We start from the raw sequence: 10349 nt of genomic DNA, 5'->3' as shown, positions 1-10349 counted from the left end.
CCGACGACGACCGCGACCCGTGGGAGCAGTTTGAAGATGCGCGCAGCCCGGACCCGGAGCATCAAACCAAGGTCAATCACGCCTCCCGGGCCTTGCAACAAGCCTTGGCCGAGCTGCCGCTGCGCCAGCAACAGGCGTTTTTGCTGCGCGGCTGGGAGGGATTGAGCGTGACCGAGACGGCAACGAGCATGGGCTGCGCCGAGGGATCGGTGAAAACGCATTATTCCCGGGCAGTGCATGCGCTGCGGGAAAAGCTGGGGGATCATTGGCCATGAACGAGCAGGAACGAAAGTTGGTGGATGCAGCAAAAAAGCTCCTGGATCAGTCAACGGCGGATTTGGATGGGGAAACCCTGACCCGCCTGGCCCGAGCCAGGAACCGGGCGCTTGCGCGGCAAACAGAGCGAAGGCGTTTTTTTCGTCGACCTGTGCTGCTGACCGGCATGGCGGCGTCGTTGGCGACCGCTGCGGCGGTCGTGCTGCTGGCGTTCTTTGGGCCGCTGGGCCAGGATGCGGCTGATCAGAATTTTGTTGCCGATATGGGACTGTTAACTTCCGAGGAATCCATTGAATTTTTTGAAGACATTGAATTTTACGAGTGGCTTTCGGCCGTGGATGGGGAGGAGGACGATCTCTCCCGCGTTGATGGTCATCGTCCTTTTGCCGGTCCTGCCGGGCCTGGCTTGGGGGCAGCAGGCGACGGGGCAGACCGAAACGGCTGCCGAGGCGCCGAATGCGGAGATGCTGGAATTTCTCGGATCATTTGAAGACAAGGACGCGGGCTGGGTTGATCCCTTTGAACTTGAGGCTATGGAACACGACAATGCGCCACAGGAGGAGAACAGCAATGGCAAATAAGCTGCATCTTCAGGGCGGCTGGCGGCGAGGGCTGGCGGCGGCGCTGGTTTCGATTATGGCGCTGCTGTGCGCCTCCTCTGTTGGAGCCCAACCGTTCAACGAGTTGCCCCCGCAACAGCAACGGGTGCTGCAGCCCTTTGCCAAAGACTGGGAGTCCTTTTCCCAGGAAAAACAGGACCGCTTGCGCAAGGGTTCGGAACGCTGGCTGAATATGAGCCCGGAACAACGGGTCGAAGCCAAGCAACGGCTGAAAAAATGGCAGGCACTCACACCCGAAGACCGACAATGGATTCGCGAGCGTTTTGAACAATTTCAAAAACTTTCTCCGGAGCAAAAACAGCGCCTGCGCGCCGCACGCGACGCCTTTCGCCAACTCTCGCCGGAGAAGCGCCAGGAACTGAAGCGCCGTTGGCAATCGATGAGCCCTGAAGAAAAGGTAAAACTGCGGGAGCGGTATCAGCACTCCAACCCCAAGCAACGGGCCCGGATCCTCGAACGCTGGGAGAACGCCACGCCCGAACAACGCCAGCGCATGCTGGAGCGCTGGGAGCGGCGGAGGCTGGGGGAGTAGGAGAAGCAAATTCCCAAGAGCGGAAGCAATCATGCTCGGTTGAGGCGGGCTTCTTTGCCGCACGATTGACTGCTGAATGATAACTACCAGAGGGGGCGATTTTTTTGGAGGAAGAGAATGTGTCAGCCGCGTTCTCTCTTCGATCATTTCAATAACGCCGCCAATTTTGCCATCGTCAAACCAAATCGTTTCCCCAGGATGGACATCATCAAAAACCTCGGGAATGGTCATCCCCATCATTGCCGGAGTAAGGAGCTGACCGTTACTGTCCCGGTTGGCAGCACCAAGCTCATTCCTTGGGCGTCAGGGGAACCTACACGATACTTTCCGCTTGGCGCGGCAAGGTGCAAAGGCCATGATCCTTCTCAACGCGGACGGTTTCAGCCCGCGGCAACGGCGCCGCACTCATCGCCGGTTTGTCCATCCCGCTCCGTCAACGCTTCGCTCACGATCCGCGCCAATTCCTTGAACTGATAGGGCTTGGGGATGGCCGCCGAAAAGCCGTAGTCCAGGAAATTGGCCAGCACCGGATCGTTAGAATAACCGCTGGAGACAATCACCTTGGCCTCGGGCCGAATGCGGAGAATTTCCCGCACGGCCTCCTTGCCGCCCATGCCGCCGGGAATGACCAGATCCATCAGGACCAGGTCCATCGGCGTCCCGGCTTCCTGTGCGCTCTGGAATTTTTTAACCGCCTCGGCTCCATCCTGGGCAAAGAGCACTTGATGGCCGAGCAGATCGAGCATTGCCCCCACCACTTCGCGGATCATCGGATCGTCGTCCATCACCAGGATGCGTAGCGGCTGCGAATTGGCCTCGCCGGATTCGCTCCCCGCCGTACTGGCCACGAATGCGTCCGGCCGCGCGGGCAGGTAGATGAAGAAGGCAGCGCCGGCTCCGGGCGCAGATTCCACCGTAATTACGCCGTTGTGCTTGCGCACAATCGAATAACAGATCGCCAGGCCCAGGCCGTGCCCCTCGGACTTGGTGGAAAAGTAGGGGTCGAAGATCTGCGAGAGGAGCTCCGCCGGCATGCCGGCGCCGCTGTCGGCGATGGTGATGCGGACATAGGGGCCGGGCGGTAGTTGGTCGAGGTGTTTTTCGCCCAGCGAATCGATGTTGGCGCAAGCAACGTCGATCACCGCGCCATCCTCCATCGCCTGGGTGGCATTGATCACGATGTTCTGAATGACCTGGGCTATCTGCCCCTGGTCGATTTCCACCGGCCAGAGATCCTCGGGTAGGGTGAACCGGCAACTGAACCGGTCGCCGAGTACACCAAGGTTGGCGGCATCGCGGACCGTCCCGGTCAGTTCGGTCAGTTTTTTTCGCGGCTCGCCGCCCTTGGCAAAGGTGAGCAACTGCCCGGTCAGCTCCTTGGCGCTGATACTGGCCCGCTCTGCCTGGGTGAGCAACTGCCTGGCTTTTTCGCTCAACCGTTCGTCAAACAGCGCCAGACTGATGTTGCCGAGGATGGCGGCGAGAAAGTTATTGAAATCATGGGCAATGCCTCCGGCGAGCAGGCCGATCGACTTGAGTTTTTCCACCTTGAACAGTTCCTGTTCCATCGCGACCTGTCTGCTGACGTCGTCAATACGGATGATCAGGCCCGTTTCGGCGCCAAAACAAAACGGGTAGACGGTGATGTCGAGATGCATCTGCTTGTCCCGGCGCCGGGTGACATAGCGGCGCATCTGCCACTGGTCGCCGCTCTGTATGGTTTGGTCGAGGAAATCCTGCTCGGACACGTCAAACGTCCCGAGGAGTTCCTTGATCGGCGAGCCTTTGAGCGCCTCGAACGACAGGCAACTCAGGGCCTCGGCCTGGGCATTGATGAAGGTGATCAACCCGGCCGCATCCACGCCGATCAGGGTGCAACGCATCGAATCGAAGATGCTTTGCAGATGATTTTTCAACCCCAGGACGCGCATTTCGGCCTGTTCCCGTTCCAGCACCTCTTCCTGCAACTGTTTGGTTTTTTGCGAGAGCTCCCGGGTCCGCTCCTCGACCAGCAATTCGAGGTGGCGATGCATCCGTTGCAATTCGGCCCGGGCGGTCTCCAGATCCTGCATGGTTTCCAAGGCCCTGTGGGCAATGAAGCCGAGTTCGTTCTTGGTGTTATTCCCGGCAATGATGTTTTTGTTGAGGTCCTCGACCCCGATGTTGCCGTCCTTGTGCTGCTGCAGCCAGGTGCGCAGCCGGCGCATCGGCCGGAGCAGGTAGCGCAACGACGCATAGACGAACCCTAGCGCTGCGGTGGTGGCCAAGATGGCAAACAGGATGATTTTCATCCGGGCGGCCCCCAACACCTCCAACTCGGCCTGATAACCCTTGCTGATCGAAAGGGTCATCGGAGCGTGATCGATTGCATCGAACGGTAATTTTTTGTGGAACTGGGCAATGCCCTCGTTTTGAAGGAGTGACGGCGCGGATGATCCGACCTGCTGGTCGAGGGCAATGGTCATGCCAAGCTCGTTTCCGATCCGGTCAAGGTACTGCGGCGCAATCATCCGTGCCATGATCAGCACGCCGCGAAACACGGCGCCAAATTCCCGCACCGGCTGCGCGACCACAAAGGCGACCCCGCCATTGAGACCGGCCAGGCCGGAAAACGTCTTGCCGCTCGCGGCGATCGCGAAGAACGGATTGCCGGCAAGGGAATCGTTGAAGGCAAACTCCTCGTGCCCCCGTGCAAGCACAATGCCCTTCGGATCGACGAAGGTCACCAGATCGATCAGGTTCGAGGCGATGATGTTGCTGCCCATGCGGTAGAGATAATCCGTGGCCCGGTCGTTATAGGCAAGCAGGAGCTTGCCGTCCCGGACGGTCATTGCGGCCAACTGCTCGGTGGTTTCGAGCACCAGTTGCAGTTCCCTCTCAACCCTGCTGGCTTCCTGGGCGATGTCCCGTTCCAATTGGTCGACGAAGCGAAGATGAAGTCCATCCAACTGGAACCAGACAAAGCCGAGCACGCAGGTGATCGGCACGAGGATCCAAAGGACAATTTGGTGGATCAGGCTGTGGAAAAACATGATACGGTCAGTTCAGCTCCCGTTCTTGGCGCACTATGTCGTAGAAGGAATCGTTGCGGATGAGGAATCCATTGGATTTCGATGTCGCGGTGCTGCTTTTGAAAACCGGATCTTCCTCGGCGGTGCGCAAAATTTCGCGAATCTGGTCCACCAGCGGAGGCGGGAGGTGCGACCCGGCGACCAGGGCGTTGCGGGGAATCGGCGCGGAGGTCGCCAGAACCTTGAACATATCGCCGTTTAGGTGCACCGCGTCGGGCATGCCCGAGGAGGACACGGCCCCGGCATGCACCGTTCCCTTGGCGACCGCCTCGTAGACTTTGTCGTGCTTGCCCAGAAAATAGGCGGCCGAGAACAGGGTGTCCGGGTCGAGTTGCGCGCTTCTGAAAAGCTGGCGGGGATAGAGGTACCCGGAGGTGGATCCAGTTTCGGTGTAGGCGAAACTTTTGCCCTTGAGTGCGGCCAGCGACTTGAGCCCGGAATCTCTGCGGGTGATGATCAGGCTGTGGTAGAAGGCGTCGGGATTTTTGTTGGTGGCGAGGTAGATGATCTCTGGATATTTCTCCTTGGCTTCGACGTAGCTTTTGGGACCAAGGACGCCGAGGTCGGCGACCCGGTGATGCAGGCGCGCACCGATATCCTCATAACTGTCGGCAATATCGACTTCCACCGGCCGGCCCAGCTTGCGGCTGAGCAGTTCGGCCAGTGGCGCGAATTGGGAGACCAGTGTTGTTTCCTGACGATACGGAATACTGGCAAGAATCAGTTTGTCCGCCGCCGCAACGGTTTGCGCGGCCAGCATAATGAGGCCGGCGATAACGCAGATAACGCAGCCCAGGCGGAGCCAGGCCTTGCACGGATGCACTGTCATGGTGTCTCCTGTTGATTGATCGAGACGCCTGTTGGGCGTGTCACTCTTCCATACCGCTTCGCTCGTCTGAAGGCCTTGGCGCATAATGATTTTTCGGGATAAGGCACTCGGCAGTCGTTCCATACCGGATTTTACCGCTTTTCAGAAGAATCCTTTGCCGGGCACAGCAAAATTAACCGTATTCTAACAAAAACCGGTGCGATGATTTGCGGCGCGAGCAGGTTTTGCTGTGCGGTCGAGGGGCATTCAATCAACGGCGACGAATGGGACGCCATCGGCACGGCACACCATGCCGATGGCGGTTTGACGGGGTAATGACGATGCTACGAGGGCGGTGCTGCTGACGCTGGGCCTCAGACCTTAAATTTGCGCACCAGTTCCTCCAGTTGGCTGGCCAGTTCGGCTAGCCCCTGGGCGCTCTGCTGGACCATGGCGCTGCCCTCGCCCACCTGGGAAGACTGCTGGTTGATGCCGGAGATGTCGCGGGTGATGTCGGCAATCACCACCGTGCTCTGGGCCACGTTCTCGTTAACCTCGGCAATGCCCTGGGAAGCCTGGGCGATGTTGCCGGCGATCTCGCCGGAGGCGGCCGACTGTTCCTCCACCGCGGTGGCGATGCCGTTAATCACGTTGTTGATCTCGGCGATGATCGCGCTGATCTTCTCGATGTCCTCCACTGTGGTGGCGGTGGTGGTCTGCATTTCGCTGATCTGGTTTTTGATGTCGACAGTGGCGGACGCGGTCTGCCGGGCAAGCTCCTTGATCTCGTTGGCCACCACCGCAAAGCCCTTGCCCGCCTCGCCGGCCCGGGCCGCCTCGATGGTGGCGTTCAACGCCAGCAGGTTGGTCTGCTCGGAGATTTCGGTGATCGTCTCGGTGACCCGGCCGATCTTGCGCGCCGACTGACCCAACTCGGTCATCTTCTCCGAGGTCTTTTGCGACTGCTTGACCGCGCCTTCGGAGATGGCTCGGGCCTTCTCGGCGCTCTGGGCAATCTCGTGCACCGTGGCGGTCATCTCCTCGGTGGAGGAGGCAACCATGTTGACGTTGCTGGTGGATTGCTCCATGGCGGCGGAGACCGATTGGATGTTGACGCTCATTTCCTCGGTGGCGGCGGCCACGGTGGCGGACTTGTCGGAGGTGTCCTTGGCGTTGGCGGAGAGCTGCCGGGAAACCGCGGCGAGGGCGCTCGATGAAGCGGTCAGGGTCTGGGCGTTTTCGATGGTGTTGTGGAGCATGGCGCTGACATTGCCGACCATCGTGTGGTAGGCGCGGCCCAGGTCGCCGATTTCGTCGCCCCGTTTGCGGAATGCCTCGGGCACGCTCTTGGAAAAATCGCCTTGGGCGAGCAGGTTGGTGAAGCGCACGCAGTCCCTGATCGGATCGGCGATGCTGCGGGTGATCACCAGGGCGATGAGCAGAGCCACGGCAACGCCAATGATCGAGGCCGAGAGGCTGATGATTTTCTGTCGGCTGGCCTGATGTTTGGCGATCTTGACCGCTTGGGCGGCGACGTCGCTGTTGATCTTGATGATCTGGTCGAGCAGTTCGTTGGCTTTAACTTGATGCCCGTAGGCCACCACAAGGAGTTGCTGATCAGCCTCGTGCAGCACGTCGTGGGCACTGTTCGTCAGGGCGAGCATTGCATCGAACGTTTTGAAGGTCAGTTCCATGTTGGCAACCAACTGGGTGGTATAGAGCTGTTTTGCCTCTTCAACATTGCCGCCTGCGGTTAACTCCTTGATCTTTTTGACCCCCTCATGGAAATTGTGATGCGATTCGCGCACCTGCTGCAGTAGCCCGAGCAGTTCGGGGTTGGTGGTGGTGAAGGACGCCATCCATTTGCCAAAGTTGCAGGCCTGGTGGTCCTCGCCGCCATCAAAACGGCTGCCCCTGTTGAGCATGGTGAGCACGTCGGAGGCCAGTTTATGATGATCTCCGCGGAATTTTTCCAGGTTGCGGGCGAGCTCCATCGGGTCGCCGAGGTCCAGGGCCTCGAATTTCTTTGTCAATTCAAGGAACACCAAGTTTGTCTCGCGCCACTGTTGCCAGGCAGGGACGAACTGTCGCCACAGTGCCGCCTCCTCGGCGGTTTGGGGTAACGGCTCGTAGATCTTCCAGGCCGCTTGATATTCTTCCCGTGCTTGGGCAATGATGTCGTACTGGCGTTGGCGTTCCTTCTTATCCAAATCGGGGATGAGCAGGGAACGTGAAGAAGCGATGAGTTCGTTGGCCTTGGCCTTGACAATCAGCAGATTTTCCACGCTGGGCAAGCGGACCGCGCCTATTTCATCGACTGCCGCGATGCTGTTGATGCCGCCGCGATAGCCGAGCAGGCCGAGAAACAGCGCAATCAGCGCCACGCTGCCGAAAGATAGGATCATCTTGGCGGCAATTTTGAGATGTTTGAACATTGGGCCTCCTTGAGGCAAAATCAGTTGGCTTGGTGAGGCATGGCGTGAGGTTGTCGATGACACGAAAGAAGCGTCAAGCAAACACTCCGTCGCATGATGGTCGATGGGGGTTTGTACAGACCGATGATTAGAAACTGGTTACGATTGTAATTTTTGTTGTTCAGCTCCGCCCCCCCCCCGTGCTCAGGAGGAACACCGCCTGGGCGGATGCCACGGTGTGGAGTCGGACGGCGGTGAGACCACTGTTGGTTTGCACCGTGTGAGGAACGTCACTACAATCAGCCATTCCATCCCCAAGAGTTGCTTCCGTGCCCCGGCATCTCGCGCTCAGCGACATGCATGGCTGTAACGGCGCGTTGCGCGCCCTGCTCCCCTGGTTGAACCGCGACGACTTTGTTTGATTTAAAAATGAAGAAGGTGCGCCTGCTCTTCCTCGCCACCGGCTTCCCTTTCTCGCCACTCCTCGCTGCTGACCAGACCAGGGCGCAACGACGCTCAACCAAAACAAAAACCAATCCCCTTGCCGCAAAAGCCTGCATCCAGTAAAGTCAGCCCCTGTCTTTTTCTCCCGGCGTAAGCCGGTTTCTTTTTTTCCGCACCAAGGAAGCACGCCACATGTCGCAGCACGTCGAGGGCAAGCCCGCCTCCGCCGGAACCGAGCGCATCGGTCTCAACATCCTGTTGGCCATTAGTTTTTCCCATTTTCTCAACGATATGCTCCAGTCGCTGATTCCGGCGATCTATCCGCAGTTGAAGGAGAGCTTTGGCCTCAGTTTCACCCAGATCGGGCTGATCACCCTGACCTACCAGATGTCCGCCTCGCTGCTGCAGCCGGCGGTCGGCTTCTATACGGACCGCCATCCCAAACCCTATTCCCTGGCCTTTGGCATGGCCAGCACCCTGCTGGGGCTGCTGGCTCTGTCCGTGGTCCCGACGTATGGCCTGCTCTTGCTGGCGGTGGGGTTGGTCGGGCTGGGGTCCTCGGTGTTTCATCCCGAATCGTCGCGGGTGGCGCGCATGGCCTCGGCCGGGCATTACGGTCTGGCGCAGTCGATCTTCCAGGTCGGCGGCAATGCCGGCACCTCGGCCGGACCCTTGCTCGCGGCCCTGATCGTCATCCCCCAGGGGCGGCACAGTCTGGCCTGGTTCTCGTTGTTTGCCTTCCTCGGTATCCTGGTGCTGGCCCAGGTTGGAGCCTGGTACAAACAGAAGCAGGCCCAGGAGCGGGAACGGCGCGCGATCCATCCGGCGGCGCGGCCCAAGGTCGATATGCGCGCTGCGGTCTGGCCGATGCTGCTGCTGTTGGTGCTGATGTTTTCCAAGTTTTTTTACACCACCAGCCTGCACAGCTACCTCATTTTCTACATGATCCACAAATTCCAGGTTTCGGTGCAGTCGGCGCAGATCCATCTGTTCGTGTTCCTCTTTGGCGCGGCCCTGGGCACCATGCTGGGCGGGCCGATCGGCGACCGCATCGGCCGCAAGCAGGTGATCTGGTGGTCGATCTTTGGCGTGGCCCCTTTTGCCCTGGCGCTGCCCTACGTCAACCTGTTCTGGACCGGTCCGCTCACCTTTGTCATTGGTTTGATGATGGCCTCGGCCTTTCCGGCCATCGTGGTTTATGCCCAGGAACTCTTTCCCGGCAAGGTGGGGACGATCTCGGGCTTGTTTTTTGGGCTGGCCTTTGGCATGGCCGGGATCGGCGCGGCGCTCTTGGGCAAACTGGCCGACGTGCGCGGCATCGACTACGTCTATCAGGTTTGCGCCTGGCTGCCGCTGCTGGGGTTGGTTGCGGTTTTTCTTCCTGATCTGCGCAAGAAGATTGACGAAAGCGGGGAGGCGAAATCATGAGCCGGGAAGAGCGGATTGTGCAGACAGGACCGGGCGGCGGGCTGATCGACGCCGGCGGCCGGGCGATAGCTCCGCCTGAGGGTTGGGCCTTTCTCCCGGCGGGCGACGCCGGACTGACCCGCAAAGTCACGGCCAGAACCGGGTTCTGGCGGGTGCAGGCCCGGATGGGGCGGCGGGTGATCTCCAAAGGCGTCTGGGCCCCGGCCGCAATCATTGAAGAGGCTCGGGTGGAGGTGGAGGCGACCCGCGCCACCGAAGGGTATCAGAAGAAACTGGCCGGCGACCGGCGGCGGCGGGAGGAAAAGCAGGTGGAGTACGAAGGGGAGTTCTGCGCGGCGGTGCGCGCCTTCCTCGCCTTTGCGCCGCAACACAAGGCGCAGGAAGAGGCCATGGCCCATGCGGTGACCGTCCATGCCGTGCCCGTGGGCAGCGGCACGGTGGCCAGGACCGCCATGATTCCCATCGAAGAGCGGGCCGCCAAGGCGGTGATCGCCTGGATGCGCCACCAGACCACGGGCTACGATTCAATGCATATCGCCCGGATCAAAGGCGAGCGGCGGCAGGTGCGGCGGATGCTGGCCCAGCGCTCGGTGGAACTGCTGCGCGCCTATCGGGAAGGCCGGGAGATCGGCGCGGACTGCCCTTTGCGCCGGGCGTTGGAGCAAACAGCAAAGGCTGCGGAGGCGTCCGCAGCCCTTTGAAAAAGCAACCGGCAGCGGGGCATGCTCGTTGCCCCGCTCCTGCCGTTCATGGTGG

The 10349-nt window shown here is 60.2% G+C and carries 8 protein-coding genes; 5 read left to right on the top strand and 3 right to left on the bottom strand.

Annotated features, from left to right (window positions below; genetic code table 11):
• From RCH93_RS09375 to RCH93_RS09365, 3 genes are all read left to right on the top strand, one after another.
• A partial coding sequence (locus RCH93_RS09375) for a sigma-70 family RNA polymerase sigma factor (RefSeq protein WP_306548105.1) occupies positions 1 to 275 on the top strand: 275 nt, incomplete at its 5' end.
• Entirely contained in the window at positions 272 to 766 is a 495-nt protein-coding gene (locus RCH93_RS09370; protein WP_306548104.1) for a DUF3619 family protein, read from the top strand. The genes RCH93_RS09375 and RCH93_RS09370, both read left to right, overlap by 4 nt.
• 80 nt (positions 767 to 846) lie before the next feature.
• Positions 847 to 1428: a DUF3106 domain-containing protein gene (locus RCH93_RS09365; RefSeq protein ID WP_306548103.1), complete on the top strand. Its 582-nt coding sequence runs from the start codon at positions 847 to 849 to the stop codon at positions 1426 to 1428.
• Between the two features lie 380 nt (positions 1429 to 1808).
• On the opposite strand, the gene RCH93_RS09360 is transcribed toward RCH93_RS09365, so the two are convergent.
• The 3 genes from RCH93_RS09360 to RCH93_RS09350 all read right to left on the bottom strand — a co-directional run bounded on the left by RCH93_RS09360 (position 1809) and on the right by RCH93_RS09350 (position 7742).
• A complete protein-coding gene (locus tag RCH93_RS09360) occupies positions 1809 to 4460 on the bottom strand; it encodes an ATP-binding protein (RefSeq protein WP_306548102.1) in 2652 nt (883 codons plus the stop codon).
• A 7-nt stretch (positions 4461 to 4467) separates the two neighbouring features.
• Positions 4468 to 5328: a phosphate/phosphite/phosphonate ABC transporter substrate-binding protein gene (locus RCH93_RS09355; protein WP_306548100.1), complete on the bottom strand. Its 861-nt coding sequence runs from the start codon at positions 5326 to 5328 to the stop codon at positions 4468 to 4470.
• A 353-nt stretch (positions 5329 to 5681) separates the two neighbouring features.
• Positions 5682 to 7742, bottom strand: coding sequence for a methyl-accepting chemotaxis protein (locus tag RCH93_RS09350; RefSeq protein ID WP_306548099.1), 2061 nt, complete (start codon positions 7740 to 7742; stop codon positions 5682 to 5684).
• 615 nt (positions 7743 to 8357) lie between these two features.
• Here RCH93_RS09350 and RCH93_RS09345 point away from each other — a divergent pair.
• Positions 8358 to 9593, top strand: coding sequence for an MFS transporter (locus RCH93_RS09345; protein WP_306548098.1), 1236 nt, complete (start codon positions 8358 to 8360; stop codon positions 9591 to 9593).
• Positions 9590 to 10294: a DUF2293 domain-containing protein gene (locus RCH93_RS09340; protein WP_306548097.1), complete on the top strand. Its 705-nt coding sequence runs from the start codon at positions 9590 to 9592 to the stop codon at positions 10292 to 10294. The genes RCH93_RS09345 and RCH93_RS09340 overlap by 4 nt, the downstream gene beginning before the upstream one ends.
• Positions 10295 to 10349: the final 55 nt, after the last annotated feature.

This window comes from Desulfobulbus sp., from assembly GCF_030824455.1.
GTDB lineage: Bacteria > Desulfobacterota > Desulfobulbia > Desulfobulbales > Desulfobulbaceae > Desulfobulbus.
This window is presented reverse-complemented; position numbering and strand designations above follow the sequence as displayed.

Excerpts from the sequence above, each read along its gene's own strand:
- RCH93_RS09340 (WP_306548097.1), top strand. The coding sequence starts at position 9,590 with ATGAGCCGGGAAGAGCGGATTGTGCAGACAGGACCGGGCGGCGGGCTG.
- RCH93_RS09370 (WP_306548104.1), top strand. The coding sequence starts at position 272 with ATGAACGAGCAGGAACGAAAGTTGGTGGATGCAGCAAAAAAGCTCCTG.
- RCH93_RS09365 (WP_306548103.1), top strand. The coding sequence starts at position 847 with ATGGCAAATAAGCTGCATCTTCAGGGCGGCTGGCGGCGAGGGCTGGCG.
- RCH93_RS09345 (WP_306548098.1), top strand. The coding sequence starts at position 8,358 with ATGTCGCAGCACGTCGAGGGCAAGCCCGCCTCCGCCGGAACCGAGCGC.
- RCH93_RS09350 (WP_306548099.1), bottom strand. The coding sequence starts at position 7,742 with ATGTTCAAACATCTCAAAATTGCCGCCAAGATGATCCTATCTTTCGGC.
- RCH93_RS09355 (WP_306548100.1), bottom strand. The coding sequence starts at position 5,328 with ATGACAGTGCATCCGTGCAAGGCCTGGCTCCGCCTGGGCTGCGTTATC.
- RCH93_RS09360 (WP_306548102.1), bottom strand. The coding sequence starts at position 4,460 with ATGTTTTTCCACAGCCTGATCCACCAAATTGTCCTTTGGATCCTCGTG.